General features: G+C 29.0%; 20 protein-coding genes. 11 read left to right on the top strand and 9 right to left on the bottom strand.

The window, feature by feature from the left end:
- Window positions 1–45: 45 nt before the first annotated feature.
- Complete coding sequence (rlmB, locus tag LPB03_RS15370; protein WP_065320247.1) at window positions 46–798, top strand: 23S rRNA (guanosine(2251)-2'-O)-methyltransferase RlmB; 753 nt, start codon at window positions 46–48, stop codon at window positions 796–798.
- Between the two features lie 193 nt (window positions 799–991).
- A complete protein-coding gene (locus LPB03_RS15365; protein WP_065320248.1) occupies window positions 992–2,578 on the top strand; it encodes an aryl-sulfate sulfotransferase in 1,587 nt (528 codons plus the stop codon).
- A gap of 265 nt (window positions 2,579–2,843) precedes the next feature.
- Here the strand turns inward: LPB03_RS15365 and LPB03_RS15360 are convergent, their stop codons facing one another.
- A complete protein-coding gene (locus tag LPB03_RS15360; RefSeq protein ID WP_231953112.1) occupies window positions 2,844–3,587 on the bottom strand; it encodes a rhomboid family intramembrane serine protease in 744 nt (247 codons plus the stop codon).
- A gap of 22 nt (window positions 3,588–3,609) precedes the next feature.
- Between LPB03_RS15360 and LPB03_RS15355 the strand changes: the two genes are divergently transcribed.
- On the top strand, window positions 3,610–4,881 hold the full coding sequence (locus tag LPB03_RS15355; protein ID WP_065320249.1) for a replication-associated recombination protein A: 1,272 nt from the start codon (window positions 3,610–3,612) through the stop codon (window positions 4,879–4,881).
- Here the strand turns inward: LPB03_RS15355 and LPB03_RS15350 are convergent.
- From LPB03_RS15350 to LPB03_RS15335, 4 genes are read right to left on the bottom strand one after another with little or no spacing between them, the layout of a single operon-like run.
- On the bottom strand, window positions 4,878–5,672 hold the full coding sequence (locus tag LPB03_RS15350) for a hypothetical protein (RefSeq protein WP_083187316.1): 795 nt from the start codon (window positions 5,670–5,672) through the stop codon (window positions 4,878–4,880). The two genes, LPB03_RS15355 and LPB03_RS15350, sit on opposite strands and share 4 nt — an antisense overlap.
- 2 nt (window positions 5,673–5,674) lie before the next feature.
- Entirely contained in the window at window positions 5,675–7,051 is a 1,377-nt protein-coding gene (locus LPB03_RS15345) for a DUF5723 family protein (protein ID WP_065320250.1), read from the bottom strand.
- 1 nt (window position 7,052) lies between these two features.
- The gene (locus tag LPB03_RS15340; protein WP_139059000.1) at window positions 7,053–7,604 is read right to left on the bottom strand and encodes a hypothetical protein; all 552 of its coding nucleotides are present in this window, start codon (window positions 7,602–7,604) and stop codon (window positions 7,053–7,055) included.
- A gap of 35 nt (window positions 7,605–7,639) precedes the next feature.
- Window positions 7,640–8,326: a YjjG family noncanonical pyrimidine nucleotidase gene (locus LPB03_RS15335; RefSeq protein ID WP_065320252.1), complete on the bottom strand. Its 687-nt coding sequence runs from the start codon at window positions 8,324–8,326 to the stop codon at window positions 7,640–7,642.
- A 38-nt stretch (window positions 8,327–8,364) separates the two neighbouring features.
- Here LPB03_RS15335 and LPB03_RS15330 point away from each other — a divergent pair, with 38 nt between their 5' ends.
- Window positions 8,365–9,642 carry a lipopolysaccharide biosynthesis protein gene (locus LPB03_RS15330; RefSeq protein WP_065320253.1) on the top strand — a complete coding sequence of 426 codons (1,278 nt, stop codon included), beginning with the start codon at window positions 8,365–8,367 and terminating at the stop codon, window positions 9,640–9,642.
- 1 nt (window position 9,643) lies between these two features.
- Window positions 9,644–11,233, top strand: coding sequence for an asparagine synthetase B family protein (locus LPB03_RS15325; protein WP_065320254.1), 1,590 nt, complete (start codon window positions 9,644–9,646; stop codon window positions 11,231–11,233).
- Here LPB03_RS15325 and LPB03_RS15320 read toward each other — a convergent pair.
- The 3 genes from LPB03_RS15320 to radC form a co-directional block, all read right to left on the bottom strand.
- Window positions 11,230–12,138: a GNAT family N-acetyltransferase gene (locus LPB03_RS15320; RefSeq protein ID WP_065320255.1), complete on the bottom strand. Its 909-nt coding sequence runs from the start codon at window positions 12,136–12,138 to the stop codon at window positions 11,230–11,232. The genes LPB03_RS15325 and LPB03_RS15320 overlap by 4 nt on opposite strands.
- Window positions 12,139–13,443, bottom strand: a complete 1,305-nt coding sequence (locus LPB03_RS15315) for a polysaccharide deacetylase family protein (RefSeq protein ID WP_065320256.1) — start codon at window positions 13,441–13,443, stop codon at window positions 12,139–12,141.
- Between the two features lie 115 nt (window positions 13,444–13,558).
- Window positions 13,559–14,245: a RadC family protein gene (gene radC, locus LPB03_RS15310; RefSeq protein WP_065320257.1), complete on the bottom strand. Its 687-nt coding sequence runs from the start codon at window positions 14,243–14,245 to the stop codon at window positions 13,559–13,561.
- Window positions 14,246–14,355: 110 nt separating this feature from the next.
- Between radC and trkA the strand changes: the two genes are divergently transcribed.
- From trkA to LPB03_RS15285, 6 genes are all read left to right on the top strand, one after another.
- Complete coding sequence (gene trkA / locus LPB03_RS15305) at window positions 14,356–15,702, top strand: Trk system potassium transporter TrkA (RefSeq protein ID WP_065320258.1); 1,347 nt, start codon at window positions 14,356–14,358, stop codon at window positions 15,700–15,702.
- A gap of 3 nt (window positions 15,703–15,705) precedes the next feature.
- A complete protein-coding gene (locus LPB03_RS15300) occupies window positions 15,706–17,205 on the top strand; it encodes a TrkH family potassium uptake protein (protein ID WP_065320259.1) in 1,500 nt (499 codons plus the stop codon).
- A 619-nt stretch (window positions 17,206–17,824) separates the two neighbouring features.
- Complete coding sequence (locus LPB03_RS15295) at window positions 17,825–20,740, top strand: DUF8693 domain-containing protein (RefSeq protein ID WP_065320260.1); 2,916 nt, start codon at window positions 17,825–17,827, stop codon at window positions 20,738–20,740.
- A gap of 24 nt (window positions 20,741–20,764) precedes the next feature.
- Entirely contained in the window at window positions 20,765–20,935 is a 171-nt protein-coding gene (locus tag LPB03_RS16790) for a hypothetical protein (RefSeq protein WP_170324237.1), read from the top strand.
- A gap of 93 nt (window positions 20,936–21,028) precedes the next feature.
- A complete protein-coding gene (locus LPB03_RS15290; RefSeq protein ID WP_231953111.1) occupies window positions 21,029–22,156 on the top strand; it encodes a hypothetical protein in 1,128 nt (375 codons plus the stop codon).
- Window positions 22,146–23,258 carry a nucleotidyltransferase family protein gene (locus LPB03_RS15285; protein WP_065320262.1) on the top strand — a complete coding sequence of 371 codons (1,113 nt, stop codon included), beginning with the start codon at window positions 22,146–22,148 and terminating at the stop codon, window positions 23,256–23,258. Before LPB03_RS15290 ends, LPB03_RS15285 begins: the two co-directional genes overlap by 11 nt.
- Here LPB03_RS15285 and LPB03_RS15280 read toward each other — a convergent pair.
- Window positions 23,242–24,594 (bottom strand): UDP-N-acetylmuramate--L-alanine ligase, encoded by a 1,353-nt coding sequence (locus tag LPB03_RS15280; protein ID WP_065320263.1) that lies wholly within the window; start codon window positions 24,592–24,594, stop codon window positions 23,242–23,244. The genes LPB03_RS15285 and LPB03_RS15280 overlap by 17 nt on opposite strands.
- Window positions 24,595–24,749: the final 155 nt, after the last annotated feature.

The raw sequence follows: 24,749 nt of genomic DNA, 5'->3' as shown, positions 1-24,749 counted from the left end.
AAATTGGTGGTTTTTTTTTGGATAACATTTAAGTACATTTGCACTATGGAAAAAAATACTACCAACATTTTTGGATTAAGAGCAATTATTGAAGCTATTGAAAGTGGCTCTTCAATTAACAAAGTTTACCTTCAAAAAGGGTTAAGAGGTACTTTATACTATGAATTAGATAAGCTCATAAAAACACATAAGATTTCAACAAGTACAGTACCTGTAGAGAAATTAGATAGATTATCTAAAAATAGTAACCATCAAGGAGCTGTTGCCCAAATATCTCCTGTAGAATTTTATGATTTAGAAAAGATTATTGAACAAACCGTTGATTCTGAAAAGACACCTATCTTTCTAGTTTTAGATCAACTTTCTGATGTCAGAAATTTTGGTGCAATTATTAGAACTGCTGAATGTACTGGAGTACATGCAATTATTATTCAAAAAAATGGAAGCGCTCCTGTAAACGCAGAAACCATTAAAACATCTGCTGGTGCTGCTTTTAAAATGCCAATTTGTAAAGTAGATCACATTAAAGATGCTTTATTTTTATTACAAGCATCTGGAATAAAAACAGTTGCAGCTACTGAAAAAACAGAAGATTCTGTTTATAAAGTCGATTTTAATCAGCCAATAGCAATTGTTATGGGTTCTGAAGATAGAGGTGTGAATCCTTCCGTATTAAAGATAGTGGACTATAAAGCAAAACTACCTTTATTAGGTGAAATTGCGTCTTTAAATGTTTCTGTAGCTTGTGCCGTTTTTCTTTATGAGTCTGTAAGACAAAGAACAATAACTAATATTTAGCTTATTATAAGCTATTCAAATTTATCAACATAAAAATCAAAAAGTATTTATTATAGATAAAAATTAACAATACGTTATTCAATGTTTTTTTTAAAATTTAATATGTTTACTGAAATTTAAACTTAAAAATACAACAAGGGTAAATTAGGAAATCATAACGTGTTTAATTATTTTTGCATAAAATATAAAATATATGAGGAATATAATTTTTTTAAGTTTATTATTTGTTTTTAAACTTAATTTCGCTCAAGAAACCATTGGATTAGTATTTAATGATATCAATAAAACGAAGTCAAATGGTTACACTCTAATTAACCCTATTTCTGATACTAGAACTTTATTAATTAATAATTGTGGTGAAGTAGTTCATCAATGGAGTTTTCCAGACGATAACGCAAGAAATTATTATATATTAGAAAATGGTAACATATTTCAGAGTTCAGGAACCTATGCAGAAATTAGAGATTGGGATAATAATATTCTTTGGAGTCTGAATTATCAAAGTGAACTTGGCTTTAGGATTCACCATGATATACAGCCTTTACCAAATGGAAACTTTTTAGTATTGGTTAAAGATAACTATACTGATATAGAAATGTTTGCTGTTGGTATGGATACCTCTTATCCTAATGATGTTTTAGCATTAGAAAAAATTGTAGAAATAGAACCAGTGGGCACAAATAGTGCTAATGTAGTTTGGGAGTGGAAACTTTTTGATCATTTAGTTCAAGAATTTGATAGCTCTAAACCTAATTATGGTTCAGTTGCTAACAATCCTCAATTGCTAAACATGAATTATGAAGATGGAGAAGGTTCGAATCCAATACATGCAAATGCAATTGATTATAATCCAAGTTTAGATCAAATTGCAATTTCAGCAAGACATTTAAAGGAGGTGTTTGTAATAGACCATAGTACAACAACTGCTCAAGCAGCTTCTCATTCTGGAGGTAATTATGGAAAAGGTGGAGATTTTCTTTGGAGATGGGGAAATCCTGAAGTATATAATAAAGGAACAATAAATGATAGAAAATTAGGAAAACAACATGATATAAAATGGATTACTGAAGGTCCTGATAAAGGTAAAATGTCAGTGTTTAATAATGATGGATATGGAACAAGTACTACTTTTTCTTCTATACATATTATAGATCAGAATGATACAAATGGAGTATACAGCACAGGATCTGGCAAATTTTTACCAACTGATTATTTCTGGTCTTGGGATGGGACTATTTTAAATAAAGTTGTATGGGAAACTGCCCAATCTGGTGTTCAAATAATGGCTAATGGAAATGCTTTGATTAATGAGACTAGTTATGGAAGAATTACAGAAGTTGATAGAGATGGTAATGTAATTTGGGTTTACATAATACCTGTCGGAAGCAATATTAATTACAATCAATTTACAGAAGCTGTTGGAAATAACGCTTTTAGAGCTCATAGATACGCTTTAGATTATAAAGGTTTTGAAGGTAAAACTTTTAATAACACAGGTATCATTGAAAATGTAAATTCTATTTCTGATAATTGTAGTAAAATTTTATCTGTTGATAATTTATTCTCAGATAAGTTACGTGTATATCCAAATCCTACAAATAGTTATTTAAATTTCAACATGCATATTGATGTAATTAATGTGTATGATGTGTCAGGAAAAAATGTTTTAAGCAAAACAAATTCTAAAAACATAAATTTAGAAAATTTAAAAAACGGAATATATATTGTTAAAGTTATATCTGATGAAAATTATAGAGTTCTTAAAATAATTAAAAATTAGATCGCTAAAATTAAATTTTAATATCTAGTTCATATAAAACTTAAAGATTACAGAAAACTGTAATTTTTAAGTTTTTTTTATTAATTCATTTAAAAGAAGATAAATTTCATTCATTGAACTTTTAATATTAAAATTATTAAAAAAGTTTAAGTATATAATAATTTACTGCATAAAGATCCTAAAGAATTAGATTCTGTTTTTTTTAAAAAAACTCTTTAAATCGATAAAATTATACGTTTCTTCAAATCAAAAAAAGAAATAAAAATTAATCAATTTTTTCGTCAATGGTATTTTTTGGAATTTCTTCATTAATTTCAGGTGGGGAAAAATTTCCATGTTCATCAAACAATAAATCGAATTCTGTTTCTATAAACTGATGTTCTTCTTTAACAATTCCTTTTTTTCTAAAGAGTATTGCAAAAATTAATCCAACTAAAAAACCTGATAAATGTCCTTCCCAAGACATCCCCTCTTTTATTGGAAAAACATACCAAATCATACTTCCATAAAGAAAGATGATTATTAAAGATAAAGCAACCAACCTAAAATGTTTTCTTATAATTCCGCTAAAGAAAATAAAACTAAATAATAAATATACAATTCCACTTGCTCCTATATGATAGGAATCTCTTGCTATAACCCAAGTTAAAAATCCTGTAAAAAAGCCTCCTATTAGAAGTATTTTATATGCTAAATCTTTATAAAAGTAAAAAAGACTGGTTAATAGCACAAATAAAGGAATAGAATTATTAAAGAGATGACTTGTGTTACTATGTATAAAATGTGTAAAGAAAACACCTCTAAAACCTTTTAAAGTTCTTGGATAGACTCCAAACTTATTAAAATTGAAGGAGAAATATATTTCAACCCAATAAATAAACCAAATTGCCACTATATAAACAACTGGTATAAAAAAAACTGACTTCGATATTTTTAAATGGTTCTCATCATTCATCAACATAAAAATAACAAAAAATGAACCAAATGGTTTTTTTACAAATTCTGTCATAAATCTTTATTATTTTTACACCATGAATGAACCTTTGGCAGAAAGAATTAGACCAAAAACACTTGAAGATTATATTAGCCAGCAACATTTGGTGGGTAAAAATGGTGTTTTAACAAAATTAATCAAACAAGGAATAATACCTTCTTTGATTTTATGGGGCCCTCCAGGCATAGGAAAAACTACGCTTGCTAATATTATTGCAACAGAATCTAAACGTCCATTTTACACCTTAAGTGCCATAAGTTCTGGTGTAAAGGATGTTAGGGAAGTTATTGAAAAAGCTAAAAATAGTGGTGGATTATTTACAGCAAAAAATCCTATTTTGTTTATTGATGAAATTCATAGATTTAGCAAATCTCAACAAGATTCTTTATTAGGTGCTGTAGAGAAAGGTTGGGTAACTTTAATTGGAGCAACTACAGAAAACCCAAGTTTTGAGGTAATTCCTGCCCTACTTTCTCGTTGTCAAGTTTATATTTTAAATTCGTTTGATAAAAATGATTTAGTAGCTTTATTGCATAGAGCTATGGGAAAAGACGCTATTTTATCGACCAAAAAAATAACTTTAAAAGAAACAGATGCATTATTACAAGTTTCTAGTGGTGATGCAAGAAAACTCTTAAATATTTTTGAGCTGTTAGTTTCTGCTGATGATGAAATTGAAATTACTAATGAATTAGTTTTAGAAAAGATTCAGAAAAATACAGTTAGATATGACAAAACTGGTGAGCAACATTATGATATTGTTTCTGCTTTTATAAAATCGATTAGAGGAAGTGATCCTAATGGAGCTGTTTATTGGTTGGCTAGAATGATTGAAGGTGGAGAAGATGTTAAATTTATTGCTAGAAGGCTATTAATTGCTGCCTCTGAAGATATTGGCAATGCAAACCCAACTGCGCTAATTTTGGCAAATAACACCTTTCAAGCAGTTTCTGTAATTGGTTATCCTGAATCTAGAATTATATTAAGCCAATGTGCAGTGTATTTAGCAAACTCACCAAAAAGTAATGCTTCTTATTTAGCGATAGGAAATGCTCAAAATTTGGTTCAAAAAACTGGTGATTTGTCTATACCTCTTCATTTAAGAAATGCGCCTACAAAACTAATGAAGGACATGAATTATGGAAAAGAATATAGATATTCTCACGATTATCCAAATAATTTTATAGCACAAGAATTTTTACCTGATGAAATCTCTGGAACAAAATTGTATGAACCAGGAAATAACCAAAGAGAAAATCAGTTTAAAGAAACGTTAAAACAACGATGGAAAAACAAGTATAATTATTAAAATTTTACTTGATACTCTTCTTTCACTAACTTATTGTCTAAATAATATTCAGCAACCCAAATAGTATCTTTTTTATAAAAACTTCCATTTTTATCTTTAATTAAATACGTGTCTTTTATATTCGTTTTTAAAAGTATAAAAATAACTTCTGGCTTTGTATTTACTAATTGAAATCCATTTTCTATGGTTTGCGCATATAGAGTTGTTAAGTCTTTACCTTTGGTAGTTTCAGTATTTTTATCTTCAGAATTTATAATAACTTTAGGAGAAGCCACAACATTACTTACAACTTCATCAGAAATATTTTTAGCAATTATTTCTTCTTTTTCAACCGCTTTTTCCTCTGAAATTAAAGTAGGATTGAAACTGTATTCAAAATCCTCCATTGATTCATAAGCATTTCTAATAGCATCTTGATATCCTTTTTTATAATCTTTATATTTACTTTTTCCTTCTTCTGAACTATATACAACTTTACCATAACAATCTTTAAATTCTATGGTATTTTTAATTGTAAACATGCTAGAATTGTCTTTTACACTAACAAATAATGATAAACATCTATTGTTATTTAAGTCTTGAGGCAATTTTTGATTACTTAAAAAAACTTCAAACCCTTTCTTTTCTAGTAAAAATTTAGTCAAGGAACTTGTTTGATATTGATCTACTTCTTTCAAAAAATCGAACTTATCTGCTACAATAATATATTGATATTTATTTAAATTGGTTTGTTGGCTTAAAAGCGAATTACTCACTAAAAGCATCAGTAAAAAGATTGTTTTTTTAATCATTTTTAATTAAATATTAAATTAAAACCTACTTGCAAAGATAAACTATTTGCTGCTGATAGATTTCTATAGGATAATAGATTATCTACCATTCCATAAAAATTAACATTCCCAATTTGTGCTGACAAACCTGCACCAATGTTGGTGAAAGATAAATCATCGATTGTATATGTAAATTTTGTATGAAGTTTATTGGTGATTGATTTTTGATAAAACCCAGTGAAAGCCAATTGTGGATTGAAAGGCCTAAACACAGTGTGCAATTGAAAACCCAAAGCATCTGTATAAAAATCTTTGAAGCTATTATCATAACAAACCTTGCTCCTTCTCTCTCCAAAACTATATTTTAATGCAGCATTTATTTTTGTGGGTCTCCAAGAAATATAGGATTCTTGATCTTCAGTAATAGGTAATTGTTCTTTAAGACGTTGATCTATTTCTCCCCAATAATTTCTTGGATTATCTGGATCGAACGTAAAATTTACACCTTCATATACAAAATTACCTTCTACTTTTGTGTTTTTTATATTAGTTTTATGGTTGATAAAACCCACATCTAAAATGCTCCCAGAAATCTCAAGCTGAGGAGACATATGATAGGTAAAACCTACATCAAAACCCAAACCTAAATTATCACCAAAAAAAGTATTTTTTAAATATTGACTTGTATCTTCTATATATTGATTTGTTTCTGAATTGACCAAACCAGAAGTTCTTGCATTTAAATTTACGGCATTGAAATAACTTGTGTACAAATTATTTGTGCTTTCATAAGTTGAAAAAGTTCCTGTGTTGTTGGTCGATTGCATATTGAATGCAGAAGAATACATTTTAAATCTAGCTCCTAATGTAAGTTTCTCATCAATTTTTTTTGAGAATCCTGCATGAAGAACTCCCAAAACATCTAATTGATATGATATTTGAGAAATTCTAAAATTTTTGTTGATAAAAGCGTTGTTTCCTTCAGTAAGCAAAGTTAAAATATCTTTAGGATAATAGCCAAAAGCATCTATTTCCTCATAAAAACCGAAATTAATATAGGTTTTATCGTTTAAGCGAAAACCACCACTTATAACTTCTATTTGTGTGTTTAATTTTATAAAATCGTTCGTTTTTAAATTGCTGATAACTTCAGATATTTTATCATTAATATTTCGATTATCCACAGCAAAAATATCTGACAACACAAATCCTTTAGAACCAGTTTGTATTGAAATATTAGACAAAAAAGGAATTCCAACATGAAATTTATAGTTAGTTTCTGATGCAGGATTTAACAGAAGCGTTTGTGGTAATTCTGCAAAATTGTACAAAATTTGTTTGTTTTGAGCCGTAATTTTAAGCGCAAATAAAATCAGTAATAAAAATAAAAGTTTCTTCATCTTAAAATTCTGATTCTATAAATAGTGTTACAGAAGATTTAAAATCAAATTCACTTGTATCTGTAGGATTTAGCTGCGTTGTTGTGTTTTCTAGAGATGCCGTAATTTTTACTTGAGTCGCATTTAAGACTTGAAGATTATCAGCAATTATAATTTCCTCTTCATAAGGAGCTGGATTTACATCGAAACTTTCTACAAAAATGGGCGAAAAAGAATAAATAATAATATTATTACGATTCAAAAAATCTACCTGAATTGTAACATCTCTATCAAATTCATTTTTAAATTCTGCATTAAAAATCAACTTTACAACATTATTTCTAAGGTAATTTTCATCAAAACCTTTAAATTCAAAAACATCAGAAACACTGTTTTTTTGAATAGTTCCAGAAGAATCAAAAAATTGAATAGGTTTTGCTTTAAAAGAGACTAAAGCAGTAGTGAAAACAGGTTTTAATGTATACGCTTCAATTTGCTTGAAATCTAAGGATTCTGCACAACTTATTAATATAAATAGGCTGAAGATTAAGGCTATATTTTTAGGAAATTTCAAAGGGTATTTCATTTAGATACATAACGCTTTTATTTTTATAAATATTGCTTTAATTCTAAAAGCGATGTAATACTTGTGTAAGAATCGCTTGTTTTAACATCATTATTAAAATTGCAATAAATTGCTGGCATGCCAATATTAATCGCTCCAAAAATATCTGCTTCTAAACTATCCCCAATCATAATTGAATTTTCTTGATTTGCGTTGGCAACTTTTAAAGCATGATGAAAAACTTTAGGATTCGGTTTTTTAACGCCCACAGATTCTGATGTAATTATCGCATCAAAATAAGGCAGCAATTTAGAACTCTTCATTTTTTTATACTGAACTTCCTCAAATCCGTTTGTAATAATATGCAATTGATATTTATCTTTTAGATAGTCTAAAATTTCGAAAGTTCCCTCAAAAAGATGATTGAAATCTGATAAATACTCAATGTACTCAATAGCAATTGTATCAATTAAATCGTCTGAAATAGTGTAATTTATACTATCAAAAGCTTTTTTAAGTCTACCATATCTTAATTCTTTTTTTGATACTTTTTCATCTCTAAACAATCGCCAATACTCCAGATTTATAGGTCTGTAAACTTCTAAAAAAGCATTTAGATCTGTATTTATTTGTTGTTTTTTAAACACTTTTTCAAAAGTTAAATCAGAATTTTTCTCAAAATCCCATAAAGTATGATCTAAATCAAAAAAGACGTGCTTTATATTTATCATTTAAGGTATATTTGATTTCCACTATTTAAGTAGGTAATATGCAACTATTTTCTTTTTTAAAAAAAGAGTTTGTTAAAAATGTATTAACATTAGTAACAGGTTCTGCTTTGAGTCAAATAGTAATCTATGCATCAATTTTAATACTTACAAGGCTTTTTTCTACCGAACTTTTTGGAATTTACATGCTGTTTTCATCAGCCACTATTATATTGAAACCTTTAGCAACATTACAATACGAGTTTGCGATTGTTTTACCGAAAAAAAATAAAGATGCTCTTAATTTATTAGGTTTTTCTTTAATTGTTTTAATTGGTTATTCAATTTTACTGTTACTAATACTTTTTATTTTTAATGATCAAATAGCCGATTTTTTTAATATTCATAAACTTGCAAATTTCATTTATCTTTTGCCTTTAAGCGTTTTGCTTTTTGGGAGTGTTTCTATTTTTGATTATTGGAATAATAGAATGAATAACTTTAAAAACATCTCTAAAGGATTGTTGGTAAAGTCTTCTACAATGAGTGTTGCTCAAGTTGCAACTGGTTTTAGTGCATTTAATGGGATAGGTTTAATTCCTGGTATGCTTTTAGGGCAATTTTTACAATTACTTTTTCTACTAAAAGTTTCAGTAAAATCTATAAAGAGTGCTCGTAAAGAAATCTCTTTTAAAAACATGCTTTTTCTGGCTAAAAAATATAAAGATATTCCTGTTTTTAACACGATAATCAATTTAACAAACAATCTTTCTAATGAGCTTCCTGTATTGTTAATCACCAAATATTTTGGATTGGCAAGTTCTGGAATTTATGGGTTGGCTATAAAATTTATGAGAGCTCCAGTTGGCATTTTTCAGCAATCTGTAAGTCAAGTTTTTTTTAATAAAGCAAGTAAAGTTTATAATCAAGATGGTAATTTGCACACACTTGTAAAAAAGACAGCTAAAAATTTATTGTTGATTAGTGCTTTTATATTTATACCTCTTTTTGTAATTTCTTTTTATTTAGATTTTCTTTTTGGAGACGATTGGCAAGATGTTGGTTTGTATGCTAGAATATTAATTCCATGGTTATTTTTTGCTTTTTTAAGCAACCCAATAAACTCTTTAATCATGATTTTAAACAAGCAAAAAACCATGGTTATTTTTGATGTTTTACTATTAATTTTTAGATTTTTAGGTTTGTTTTTAGGCTATTATTATTATAATGATATTGTAATTTCATTAATTTTTTTCTCTCTTGTAGGTATGTTGTTCAATATCCTTATTTTTATCTATCTTTTAAAAACAGCGAAAGAGAAAAAAATTGCGTACAAATAATATGAACATAACTTTAAAAAATAACAAAGGTTTTAAGTGGTACAAAACAGCAACTTTCTTTTTTAAAGGATATTTTTATGTTGATGATCTCTTTTACGAAAAAGAAAATGCTTTAAATTATGTTTCTAAAATTAAGAATAGTCATCAATTTAAAGAACTTTTATCAGAATTAAATGGTGTTTTTACCCTTGTTTTTAAGGATGGAAACAAGATTTTTTCAGCATCTGATCTTACAAGATCATTCCCTATTTTTTATACTTTACAAAACAACCAACTATATTTTAGTGATGACATTTTTTACCTTAAAAATCTTTTTAAAATTGATGATTTTGATGGGTTGTCAGAAATTGAATTCAAAGCATCTAATTACACACATGGTAAAAAAACATTGTTAAAAAATGTTTTTCAAATACAGCCAAGTGAATCTTTAATTGTAGAAAATAATACAATTGTAGAAAGTAATTTCTTTTATTCTTATGCCATACCTAAAGAAAGTTCCGATTCTTATGATGAGTTAAAAAACAAAGCAGTTATTGCTTTCGAAAATTCTTTTAAAAGATTTATTACATCTTTAAATAATAGAACTGCTGTAATTCCTTTAAGTGGTGGTTATGATTCTCGATTAATTGCTGTAATGTTAAAAAAACATCAGTATAAAAATGTAATCTGTTTTACCTATGGGAATAAAAACAGTTTTGAAATAGAAAACTCAAAAAAAGCAGCAAAAGCATTAGGTTTCAAATGGTTTTTTGTTGAATATAATTCTAAATTAATTGAAGGATATATACACACAGATGAGTTTAAAGAATATGCTCATTTTGCAGGTAAATTATCTTCAATGCCCTATTTACAAGAATATTTCGCAATTAAACATCTACAAAAAGAAAAAATAATTACTGATGACGCCATTTTTATTCCTGGTTTTGCTGGCGACATTTTAGGAGGTAGCGAGTTTTACAAAACAATACCTGAAAATTTAAAAACAATAGAAATTGAAAGCCTAATTCTTGCAAAAAAATTAGATAATTATAAATTATCAAACCAAGATGAAATAAAATTAAAAAAAGAACTTACAAAAAATTTAAAAAGATTCGATGAAAGCTATCATCAAAAACTACCAGAAACAGTTTTTGAAGATTATAATATTAAAGAAAGAATAGCAAAATACGTTTTTAATTCAGCTAGTTTTTATGCGTTTTTTGGTTATGAATATCGCTTTCCTTTTTGGGATAAAGAGCTGCTAAATTTCTTTAAAACTGTACCCATAAAATATAAAGTAATGAAAACACTTTTTGATGATGTTTTAATTAAAACGTATTTTAAACCACAGAATGTATATTTTAAAAAGGAAATTCAACCCACTACAAAAGCAATCGAACTACAGAAGATTAAAAATAAAATTAAGCCTTTGTTGCCAACATTTATCAAACAAAAAGTTTTAGAAAAAAATGATTGGAATAATTACAAACCCATTACCCAACAAATGGTTGATGAAATGCGTTTAAAAAAGCTTAAATTTCAAAGAATGTCTAAAGATTACAACGAAATTATTGCTCAATGGTATCTTTATTTTTCTAAAAACAAGTTTTAGCTTTTAAATAATTTTACCCAAAAAGGCAAATTACTATATTTTATTTGTTGATACGTATGCGTTTCTGCACCAAAGCTTAAGAAAAACTTTGCAATACTTTCCATGGATGAACCTCCAAAATGAAAAATATCATAATTATGTTGATATTTAAAAATTGCACGATCTATTAAAAAAGTATTCTCGCCATTTTTACGATGATTAAAATCTGTAGACGAAACTAAAATAGTTACTTTATTTTTATGTTTTAAGAAAAAACCAGCTGCAACCAATGTATTTTTTTTATTGTAAATGGATAGGATATCTCCTACTCCATTATTCATAAACGTTTCCATTAATTCCTCTAAAACGGTGTAGTCTTTACTCGTAATATATGGCGTTCTTTTGCCTACATTATTTTTAAAAAGCTGAATTAAATTCTTTGGAGAATCTCCCCATTTTTCTACTAAATTTGCGTTTTGCGCTTTTCTTAAATCTTTTTTCCTATCTTTTCTATACCCATCAAAAACAGCTTCATAATCATCTTTAATAGATAATAGCTGCATTTGTTTATCCAACATAAAAGTTGCTGATTTTTGAATCCTATTATCAACATTTAATCTTGTTTCTACAGCTTTAAATTTCTTAAAAAGCATGTCAAAAAAAGGTTGATAATCAATGGAATCATCCAAAGAAAAAACGCCCAATTCTAACAACCAAAAAGGTGGATATACATATTTAATGCCATATTTTTTTCGAATAGGAATTGGCATTACAGCCTTATAATCATCCAAAACCAAAACATCCCAATTGTCTGCAACAATATCTAAATACCAAGAAAAAGCATAAATTCTACTTTGTAGAGAATCCTCTATACAGGCATCGTATTTCACGACATTTAAATCTTGTCTTTTTATGTATTTTATCATTTAAGAGTTGGCTACTTTTAACATCGATTCATATAAACGTTTCCAACCTTTCCAACGTAAATAATCGCTTAAACTTTCGTTATGAAATAGCGTTATAAAAGTTCCATTTACAGCTTGCACTTCGTTTTTTAAGTCTCTAATTCTACCTAAAGATTGCTTTGGCGTTAACTTCATATAATCGTTTAAAGTAGTATCCATCAAAGCAAAAGGAAATATTTTTAAAGGCGTTTGAATCTCAAAATCCAAATCGTAAAAATAAAAAGGGGTACAAGTGCTGGCTCTAAACCCAACATTGCTTGCATAGCCCATAGAATAATCTTCTTCGATTTCTAAATCTATTAAATGTTGATACGTTTCTGGCAAGCTAAATCTTAAATAATGCTGCCTTGAACTTTTTACTGGCGAGTTTGTAATACTTTCTAAACGCTCTTTTTCTTTCTTTAAAAGTTTCGCTTTTTCCATCGTAAAATAAGAAGGATGCAAACCTACTTTTGCATAATCGCCCATTTGTTTAATCAGCAATCTATATTTACTTTTTGAAGCAGAAACATTGGTATCAAAAGTGGTATAATCGCCAATTAAAAAAAAGAAAATAGTTTTTACATTGTATTCTTTTTTAAGTCTTAATATTTTTTGAAACGTATCAAAAGGATCGTCTTTTAAATTAAAAATAACTGCTAATCGATATAATACATTTAACAGCCTAAACTTGAATAAATCGTTAAAAAAACCACCTAAACTTCGTATCAAACTTTTATGTTTATAGGCAAAAGCATTGTCTATATCAATCGTAGAAATATAGTTGTAGGTTCTTGTTTTACATTCGTATTCTGGGAATTTTTCTTTCAGTAATTTTAAAAATTTATACGCCCAAATATCAACTACAGGTTTTTCTAAAAAACCTTTTTTATAGGCTAAACTTTGCTCTGCAGAATAACGTCCATGAACGTCTTTTACGTGTGGCAAATATTCTTCATAACGAGTTACCAAATAAAAACTTGCTGCAAAAATATCAAAAGGAATTGCCGATTTTAAATTGGTGGAAAAAAAACAAGGAACCTCATCCCATTTATTTAGCGTAATTTCTAAATCGTTTACACCTTGCTCAAATAATAACGGATTACTTTTTATAAAAAATTCGCCTCCTAAAGGTGTTTTTGTATATGACAATTTTGGACCATTATGCGCCACAAATTCTTCTACCTTAGAAGTAAAATCTACAGGAATCAATAAAATTCTTGTAAGAAGATGCTTAAAAATATAACGAATTCTTGGTGTAATTTTATGTGTGTAAACTAGTATCATTTTTTTGTTTAGTTGGCAGTCTTCAGTCATCAGTTGGCAGTCTTCAGTTGGCAGTAATCAGTCTATTGATGACTGTCTACTGCAAACTGTTTTACTGCAAACTATGTTCTGCATCCTACAAAATCCCTTCATCTGCAAAGCTAAAATAATCTTTTTCAGTAATGATTAAATGATCCAACAATTTAATATCTAAAGTTACACCAGCGTTTTTTATTTTTTGCGTAATTTGTTTATCAGCATTACTGGGTTGTAATTTTCCTGAAGGATGGTTATGACACACAATAATTGCAACACAAGAAAGCTCTAAGGCTCTTTTAAAAAGCAACCTTATATCTACAATCGTAGCTGTTAAACCACCTTTGCTAATTTGTGTTTTTGCTAAAACTTTATTAGAATTATTTAAAAATAATACCCAAAATTCTTCGTGTTCTAAATCCCCAATAATGGGTTGCATCAAATTAAAACCATTTTTACTTGAATTAATTTTGGGTTTTTCGAGTGCAATTTCCAATTGTCTTCTTTTACCAATTTCTAAAGCAGTAATAATGCATATTGCTTTGGCTTCTCCAATTCCTTTAAATTCGCATAATTTTTCTACGGATAATTTTGCTAAAGCATTAATATTACCATCTACAGATTGTAAAATTCTTTTCGATAAACCGACTGCACTTTCGTTTCTATTTCCAGAACCAATTAAAATTGCAATTAATTCTGCATCAGACAAAGCCAATTTACCTTTTGCCACTAATTTTTCTCTTGGCCTGTCATCTAAAGCCCAGGTTTTTATGGTGAGTTTTTCCATCATCAATTTTTATAAATGTACAAAAAACCTTGAAAATGCTAAAAAACGTATTTTATTACGTTACCTCCTTAACTCTTCTTATCTTTGTAAACTATTTCTATTTTTAAAATATGAAGATTATAATTGCAGGTGCTGGAGATGTTGGTTTTCATTTAGCGAAATTACTTTCTTACGAATCTCAAGATACTTATATCATTGATTTTGATGGTGATAAATTAGAATATCTCAACAATCATTTGGATGTAATTACCAAAAAAGGAGATGCTACTTCCATAAAATTGCTAAAAGAAATTGGTATCGATTCTGCTGATTTATTAATTGCTGTCACAGAAAGTCAGAACACAAATTTTACGATTTCTGTGATTGGTAAATCTTTGGGCGCAAAAAAAACGATTGCAAGAATTGATAATCCTGAATTTTTACACAATTGCGAAGTAGATTTTACCAAGTTCGGATTAGATTTTATGATTTCTCCACAAGAATTAGCAGCGAACGAAATAAAAATGTTGCTAAATCAATCTTCTTTTAACGATACTGTTCAGTTTGAAAGTGGTCTGTTTAATGTTATGGGAACTGAGCTTTCTTACAAATCTCCTTTGGTAGATTTAACTGTAAAGGAAGCAAAACAAAAATTTAAAAACGTAGATTTTATTACAATTGCCATTAAAAGAGAAAATGTATCGCAAACCATTATTCCTAGAGGAGATACTGTTTATAATTTAGATGATCAAGTGTATTTTTCTGTACCCAATTATAGCATTAAAGATTTATATCCCATTATTGGTAAAGAACAATTCAACATTAAAAATGTAATGATTCTTGGTGGAAGTAGCATTGGCGAAAAAACAGCAAGACATCTTTGTGAAGATAATTTTAAAGTGAAGTTGATAGAAAAAAATAGAGAAAAAGCAGAAGCACTTGCTGAAACTTTATGCGACACTTTAATTATAAATGGCGATGGACGTGATTTAGAACTTTTAGAAGAAGAAAACATCAGAGAAATGGACGCTTTTGTAGCTGTTACTGGTAATTCTGAAACCAATATAATGTCTTGCTTAGTAGCAAAATCTAAAGGTGTTAAAAAGACAATTGCTTTAGTTGAAAATATGGATTATATTGATATTTCTCAAACTATTGGAATTCAATCTTTAATTAACAAAAAACTAATTGCAGCTAGTAATATTTTTAAACATATTAGAAAAGGTGGTATTTTAGAATTAGCAAATCTACATAATATAGATGCTGAAGTTTTTGAGTTTGAAGTAAAGCCAAATGCAAAAGTTACAGAAAAACCAATTAGAGATTTACGTTTTCCAAGAGAAGCAGTTTTTGGAGGTATTATTAGAGATGGAAAAGCTTTAATGTCTTATGGGGACATGCAAATACAAAGTGGAGATAAAGTAATTGTTTTCTGTTTGCCAGAAGCAATTTCTACCGTAGAAAAACTATTCAAATAAAAAATGGGTACTTTAAATTTAAAAATAATTTATCGATTTTTAGGAATTACAGCCATCTTAAACGGTTTTTTTATGTTTATAGCATTTCCTTTTAGTTTCTTTAATTTAGAACCTGAAGCTTGGGGAATTTTAAATGCAGGAGTTATTACACTTCTTATTGGTCTTTTACTTTTTACTTTTAACAAACCTACCAACACAAATATTCATAAAAAAGAAGGTTATTTAATTGTTACTTTAGGTTGGCTAACCTTATCTATAACAGGAATGTTGCCTTATTTATTATCAGGAGCAATCCCCAGTATTACAGATGCTTTTTTCGAAACAATTTCTGGGTATTCAACTACAGGATCCTCAATTTTAATAGATATTGAATCCATGCCAAAAGGAATTCTGTTTTGGAGATCTGCCACCCATTGGATTGGTGGAATGGGAATTATCGTTTTAACTATTGCTATTTTACCACTGTTAGGAATTGGAGGAATGCAACTATTTATGGCTGAAGCTCCTGGACCCTCTGCAGATAAACTACATCCAAGAATAACAGATACTGCAAAACGTTTATATTTAATTTATGTAGTATTAACTTTTGCACAATTTCTTCTATTAAAATTTGCTGGTATGACTTGGTTCGATGCTATAAATCATGCAATGGCAACTGTAAGTACAGGTGGTTTTTCAACCAAAAATAATAGTGTTGCTTTTTATAACAACTTACCATTTGTACAATATATTATCATCTTTTTTATGCTGGTTGCAGGTACCAATTTTGTCTTAAACTATTTTGCTTTAAAAGGGAAAATTCAAAAAGTTTTTCAGAGTGAAGAATTTAAATATTATTTATTCGGAATTATTGGTGTTTCCGCATTTATTACCATTATAATTTACTTTTTCCAAGACCCAAACTTGCAAACTACCATTGCTCATCCAAAAGTGTATGGTGAAGCAGAAAGTGCCATAAGACATGCATTATTTATGGTGACTTCTGTAGTTACCACCACTGGTTTTGTTACTGCAGATTTTACTATGTGGAGTTTCTTTGCAACAGGAATTTTCTTTGCCTTATTTTTTACAGGTGGTTCTGCAGGCTCTACAAGTGGAGGTGTAAAAGTGGTTAGACATATTATAATGCTTAAAAATAGTTTTTTAGAATTTAAAAAAGCATTGCATCCAAATGCTATTATTCCAGTACGTTATGATGGTAAATCTGTAAACCAAACCATTGTTTTTAACATTCTTTCTTTTTTTATCATTTACATGCTAATTTTTATCATAGCCTCTGTAATTTTAACTTTATTAGGGTTAGATTTTTTATCTGCCATTGGTGCAGCAGCCTCTTCTTTGGGTAATATTGGCCCAGCAATTGGCTCTGTAAGCCCTGTAGATAGTTTTGCACATCTTAGTGCTGCAGCAAAATGGTTTTGTTCTTTTTTAATGTTAATTGGTCGATTAGAACTTTTTACAGTGCTAATTTTGTTTACTCCTTTCTTTTGGAGAAATAATTAAATGACTCACCCATTTTTAGATTTTTATTGATGAAATAATCATATCTAAATCCTAAAATTCTTTGATATTTAGGCACTCCGAAAATGGATGCTTTGTGAAAGATTTTGACATATTCTAACACATCCTGACACACAATTACACAACATGACACAAAATTCAATTTTTTAGGGGGTTTTCTTCGAGTCTCCTTCGAGTCTTCTTCGAGAGAGCTAGGACTGTATTTTCAAAAAATACATTGTTTTGGGAGAAAGACACGAACAAGCCCCTAACAAGATGCTAAACTAGAGGCAATTATTAACAAAATCTTATATCATTACATTTAAGTGTAAAGACAACCATACAGAAATTCCAACTCAAGTACGAGCCTTCCTTAAAATTAAAAAAAACAATTAAAAGGCATATTGATGTTTATAAAGAACCTAAAAATAAGAGTTGAGGTTGTATGATTAATGGGAAAATCAAAACTTTTCGTATCATCAATTTTATCCATTCCTTTTTTTTAAAAATAATTAAATTTGACTTTATTATAAGTTTAAATCCTGATTAAGTTATAGTTAAACATTTTTTCTGGTTTTATTTTCTATTAATTTTTTGTATTTTTAACAAAAATTAACAAATTATGAAAAAGAAAAACTCATTAAAAATTGCATTGACTTTAGTCTTTGCTTTTTCAATTTCAACTTTATCAGCACAAATTTATAATGCTGATTTCTCAAATGATGGAGATGGTTTTGCAGACCATACATCAGATCTCTCTCCACCAGTTGATGCACCTGCTTCTGTTGGGCCTTTTGGAAGTTTTGGTAACCAATGGTCTTTGTCTTATACAACTACTCCTAGTTCTGATACGTCAGCAAACTCTTTTAAAGTAGATGGAGGTGCTTTAGTTTCTGATGACTGGGGAGGGCAAGGAATTTTCCAAAGCCAAAATATAGATGTATCTGCAATTACTTCCGTTGATATTTCTGCATTATCTGTTAATTCTGGAGCTAATGAAAATAAATTCAAATATTTTTATATTCTTGATGGAGGTGCAAGGGTTGAAACAGCTGATATACCTTCTGCAGATGGGGATAATGTTAACTATTCAATTTTAAATTTAGATGTTTCAGGAGTAAACACGCTTGTAGTTGGTTTTGAATTTTCTGAAAATGGTGGTAGCCAAGGCTACACAACATCATCTTTTACAGTAACACTTCCTACACCAGGTATCACTTTAAGTACAGCTTCTAATAATACAAAAGAAGATACTACAACTGCTACTTTTACAGCAGTTCTTAATCTAGAACCTACTACAGACGTAGTTTTAAATATTACAAGTGGAGATACTGGAGAAGTGACAGTTTCTCCTGCAACACTTACATTTACTAACGCAAACTGGAATACTCCACAAACTATTACAGCAACTGGAGTTGATGATGCTTTAGCTGATGGAAACGTAGATGTTACTATAACTGTAGCTGTAGATGATGCTTCTTCTGATAATGCTTATGCCCCAGTTGCTGATGTAACAACAATAGTTACGAATGAAGACGATGATTTACCAAACATTATTATCAATGAAATTTTAGCGGATCCAACTGGTATTGATGCAAATGGAGATGGAACTATAGATACTGGTGATGATGAGTTTGTTGAGTTAGTTAATTTAGATATTACCTCTCACGATTTAACTGGTTACACAATTTCTGATGCAGGTTCTGTTAGATATACTTTTGGTGCAATTACAATACCAGCAGGAGGTTCTGTTGTTATTTTTGGAGATGGAACTCCAACAGGAATATCAGGTTTTGCAGATACAGCTGGAACTCTTTCTTTAAACAATGGAGGAGATACTGTTACACTTGCAAATTCTGGAGCAACAACAATAGCAACATATACTTATGGGAGTGAAGCTAATTCTGCTGAATCAATTGGAAGAAACGATGATTTAACTGGAACTTTTGTAAAACATTCTACAATTTCATCAAACCCTGTTACAGCTTCTCCAGGAAGATATAATTCTTCAAACTTACCTTTTTCTACCCTAACTTGGACAGGAGCAACTGATAATTCTTGGACAACAGGCTCTAATTGGAGCACAGGAACTGCACCAACAGCTAGTGATGATGTTCAAATTTTGAAAACTTCAAATCAACCTACAGTTAGCACAGCTGTTACTGTTAATTCAGCTACAATAAATTCTGGTGCTACTTTAATTTCCACTGGGACACTTTCTGGAACAGTAACTTATAATAGAGCTTTAACAAATGGTAGTCAATGGTATTATATGTCTTCACCTGTAATTGATGAAAATTATAATAACACATGGGTAACAAATAATGCTATACCATCAAGCACGCAAGATGTAGATAACAGAGGTATAAGTTGGTATGACAATTCATCTTCTGATACAGATTCTGATGGAGCTAGTACTGCAGATAGTGCAACAGGTTTTTGGAGATATATGGAAGAAGGGACTTCAAGCCCTTTTGCAGTTGGTCGTGGATATGGTATAATAAGGTCAGGTGCAGGTAATATCTCCTTTACAGGAACAGGTATCTATAATTCTGATCAAACTTTTTTACTAACACAAGGTGTTAATAATTTTAATTTAATAGGGAACCCATTTACTGCATTTATTACGCTAGGAACTTTTTACACTACAAATTCTGCAAATATAGATACAGATTTTTATTTCTGGAATGGCTCATCCTATACAACTAAAACTTCTAGTGCTGATTCTGCTTATGAAATAGCACCAGGTCAAGGATTTTTTGTAGAAGCCACTTCAGCAGCTAATGTAACTTTTGAAATTGCTGATGCATCTCATCAGAGTTCAGATACATTTCAAAAATCAACAAATACAAGACCTGAAATTATTTTAACCGCTAGTCAAGGGAATAATGAAAGGTTTGCGAGAATTCTATATATTGATAACACTACAAAAGGATATGATGCAGGTTATGATGGTAAATTATTTGGGGGTGTTTCTTACAGTTTTTCATTATATTCTGATTTAGTTGAAAGTGATGGTAAAAAATATCAATTACAATCTTTACCAAATTCAAACCATGAAAACATGGTAATTCCTATTGGTTTAATTGTTGATGCTAATAAAGAAATTTCTTTTTCTGCAGAAGCTTTAAACCTTCCTGCTGATATCAATGTATATTTAGAAGATAGACTTACCAATACCTTTACAAGATTAGATGAGGTAAATAGTACTTACAAAGTAACATCGGATGTTGCTTTAGATGGAATTGGACGTTTTTATCTACATACAAAAAACAGTAGTGCTTTGAGTGTTGATTCTTTAAATATGGATAACATCAGCATCTACAAAACAACCAATTCTAATTTAAGAATTGTTGGGATCTCTCAAGGAAAAGCTTCTATTAAATTATATTCTATTTTAGGAAAGCAAGTTTTAGAGAATTCATTTACTTCTAATGGAGTTCAAGATATTACTCTACCTGCATTATCTCCAGGAATTTACATTGTTCAATTAGAAACTGAAACTGGTAGCTTAAACAAAAAAATAACCTTAGAATAATTACGAGATTTTAAATAAAAAATTATGCAAAAAAACATAGACAATAAACAAGAAATTACTCGTAAAGAAGCTATTAAAAAAATAGGTAATTACGGAAAATATGCAGCTTTAACTGCTTTAGGAACCTATATGATTTTAAATCCACAAAAAGCACAAGCAGCATCTGTTCCTCAAGATCCTGGAACTGGATTTTAATAAAAATTATTTCAACTTTAAACGCCTCAAAATTTTTGAGGCGTTTTTATTTTTATATATTTATTGTAAGTATATTTATCAACTATGAAATCAATGAAAACGCTGTATAAAGTTATCGAAGACAAAACGATTGCTTGGTTTGAAAACACCAACAAATATGTAGTCTTAGAAAATACTACAGCCGATATTTTAAAAAGATTAAGCAAAGGAATTTCTGTAGAAATTATAGCAAATGCACTTTCAAAAAAATTAGATGTCCCTTTAGAAAAAGCTGAAGATTTTATTCTAAATCTAAAAAAGAAACTTTACGAACCTAATAATAACACTAAAAAAGAAGTTATTAACGATGATAGAGACATAAAAAAACCATCTTCTTATAATTTTGTAACCTTCTATAAAATAAATGAAGTTATTTTTAAAATCTCTTATTTAAACGAAAAAGAGCAATCTTTAATACATCCTAAATTTGAGCATTTGGTAATTGATGCTGTTGAAAATTTTGACAATGAATTTGAAGTTTTTATCAATAGCAATTTTATATTTCTGTATGTAGATAAAGACTATATTGGATCTTGGAGTCATCATGATGTTCATTATTTTCAAGGAAAGTTTTCAATGGAAATCATTCAAAAAATACATCAAAAGAAAGAAGAGGAATGGTTGGGAGTTTTTCATGCATCTGCTATTAGTAATGGAAAAAAATCAATGTTATTTTTAGGTGATTCTGGCAATGGAAAAAGTACTTCTTTAGCACTTTTACAGGCTAATGGTTTTACTTGTTTGGCAGATGATTTTGTTCCTGTTGATGCAAAAAAACAAGAAGTATATAGTTTTCCTGCATCCATATCTATCAAACAAAATAGTTTAAAAACGTTGATGCCAATTTACCCTGAACTAGCAACTAGTAAAGAGTATAATTTTACAAGATTGAATAAAGTTGTTCGTTATTTAAAACCAAATAACGCTAATTTCTTTGCACATATACCTTGCAACGATTTGGTTTTTATCAAATATGAAAAAGAGGCAAAACTTAGGTGTAAAAAGATTTCTAAAATTGATGCTTTTCAGCAACTAATTCCAGATTCCTGGTTATCACCCAAAAAAGAAAATGCTCAATTATTTTTAGATTGGTTTGGTGGTTTAAATTGCTATCAATTAACCTATTCTAATAATGAAGAAATGATAAAAACGGTTACTAAAATATTTGACAATGACTTATAAAGAAACCTTACTTTTTGTTGGAAAATGTTTGACAATTAATCACGAAGAACATCATAAAAAAATCGTTGAAAAAGAACTAAAATCAAATTCTATTGATTGGGATGCTGTTGTGAAAGTTAGCACAGCTCATTTTGTTTTTCCTGCTTTATATTGCAACTTTAAAAAAGCTGATTTTCTACATTATCTACCAACAGATTTGGTTGAGTATATGATATATATAACTGATTTAAATCGTGATAGAAATGAGCAAATTATAGAACAAGCTAAAGAAATTAATGAATTATTATTGTCAAATAACATCACTCCTATTTTCTTAAAAGGAACAGGAAATTTATTAGAAGGCTTGTATGAAGATATTGCTGAAAGAATGGTGGGTGATATTGATTTTATTTTCTCTAAAGAGGAATATCCGAAAGCTATAGAGGTTTTACAAAATTTCGAGTATTCTAAAGTTCATGATACAACCTATGATTTTCCACAGTTTAAACATTATCCAAGGCTACAAAAAGCAAACAATATTGCAGCTGTAGAAATTCACAAGGAATTATTACTTGAAGAGTATGCAGATGAATTCAATTATAGGTATATTAAAAAAGATGCACAAATCATTCATGGCATTCATTTTTTGAGTTTTAAAAATCAACTAAATTTATCCATTATTGCTAAACAGATAAATGATAAAGGTTTTCATTACAAAGATATTTCTTTAAGAAATGCCTATGATGTTTTTTTACTTTCTAAAAAAACTACTGCAAAATCGGCTTTTAATGATTTTATCAACCTTAAAAATCCTTTAAATTGCTTCTTAGCCTCTTGTGCTGTTATTTTTAACCATCCTAAATCGTTAAAATATATAGAAACTAAGGAATCAAAAGAATATATTGACTTCTTTACAAAAAACATCGAAAATAATGCTAACAGTAAAAAGTTTCATAAAAAAATTGAAACAAAACTTTTTATAAAACAAAGATTAAAAATCATTAAAGATTCAATTTTTGATAAAGAAAAAAGAACCTGGCTCGTAAAAAGGACAACCGATAAAAATTGGCAAAATGAAAAATTGGTTCAGTTAGGTTTAAAAAAAGCTAAACCAACCCCTTAACTTCATCAAAATCTAAACCTCCATAATTACCAGAACTCATTAAAACAACTGCTGAATTTGTTAAATTTTCAGCAAACAAAAACTCTTTAAAAGCTGCTGGATTGGTATAAATAACCAAATCTTCTCTTTCAAAAGCATTGGCAATTTGTTGATGAGTAACTTCTTCCAATTGTTTAATTTTAACAGCATCAGGAGAATAAAAAACAACTGCTTTATCTGCAAAATCTAGTGCTCCTTTATATTCTGCTAAAAATTCGGCATTTAAGCTAGAATACGTATGTAATTCTAAACATGCCAAAACAGTTCTTTCTGAGTATTGCTCTTTTACTGCTTTTGTAGTGGCAGCAACTTTACTAGGTGAATGGGCAAAATCTTTAAAAATTACGGTTGAATTACTTTCAGCAATTTTCTCTAAACGCTTGCTTGCGCCACTAAAACTTGCAATTGCTTCGTAAAAATCGTCTTCATCAACTTGCATATGTTGACAAATCCATTTTGCACCTGCTAAATTTTGTAAGTTATGTTTTCCGAAAATTTCTAAAGGTAAATTCCCTTCTGCAGTTTCTAGATATGTAATTCCGTTTTCTATAAAATGATTGGGTGTTTCGTAAGGATATTTTTTAATGTGGTTTTCAGAAGATTCTACAATGTCTTTCACATGTTCATCTTCAATATTATACACCATACTTCCTCCATTTATCATGGAATCTGTAAAGATTTTAAACTGTTCTTTATAATTTTCGAAGGTTGGAAAAACGTTAATATGATCCCAAGCAATGCCACTTAAAAGTGCGATATTTGGTTTATATAAATGAAATTTAGGACGCATATCAATGGGCGAACTCAAATATTCATCACCTTCTAAAACCATAAAATCGTTTTCTTCTGTTAGATGAACCATCGTTTCAAACCCCTCTAATTGTGCACCAACCATATAATCTACATCTCTTTCATGATAATTTAACACATGCAAAATCATAGAAGTAATGGTTGTTTTTCCATGAGAACCCCCAATTACAACACGCGTTTTATTTTTACATTGTTCATATAAAAACTCTGGATAAGAATAAATTTTCAACCCTAATTCTTGTGCTTTTAACAATTCAGGATTGTCCTTTTTTGCATGCATTCCTAAAATAATCACATCTAAATCTGACGATATTTTTTCTGGAAACCAACCAAATTCTTTTGGTAATAAACCATATTTTTCTAATCGAGCTTTTGACGGATTGTGAATGGTGTCATCACTTCCAAAAACTTGGTATCCTTTTTGGTGTAAAGCAATTGCTAAATTATGCATGGCACTTCCTCCAATTGCAATAAAATGAATGTTCATAGGTAAAAATTATAAAGGGTAAAAATACAAAAGCTTTGCACAATATGAATTATCTTTATTGATAAACTCTAAAGCAAATGCGTTAATTTAAAAGCAATAAAATCACGAAATTTATTTTTTCAAATAGTTATGGGATATAATTTAGAAAAACTTAT

It is taken from the genome of Polaribacter vadi, assembly GCF_001761365.1.
GTDB classification, from domain to species: domain Bacteria; phylum Bacteroidota; class Bacteroidia; order Flavobacteriales; family Flavobacteriaceae; genus Polaribacter; species Polaribacter vadi.
Note: the sequence above shows the minus strand (reverse complement) of the source record. Positions and strands in the feature narration are given on the sequence as shown.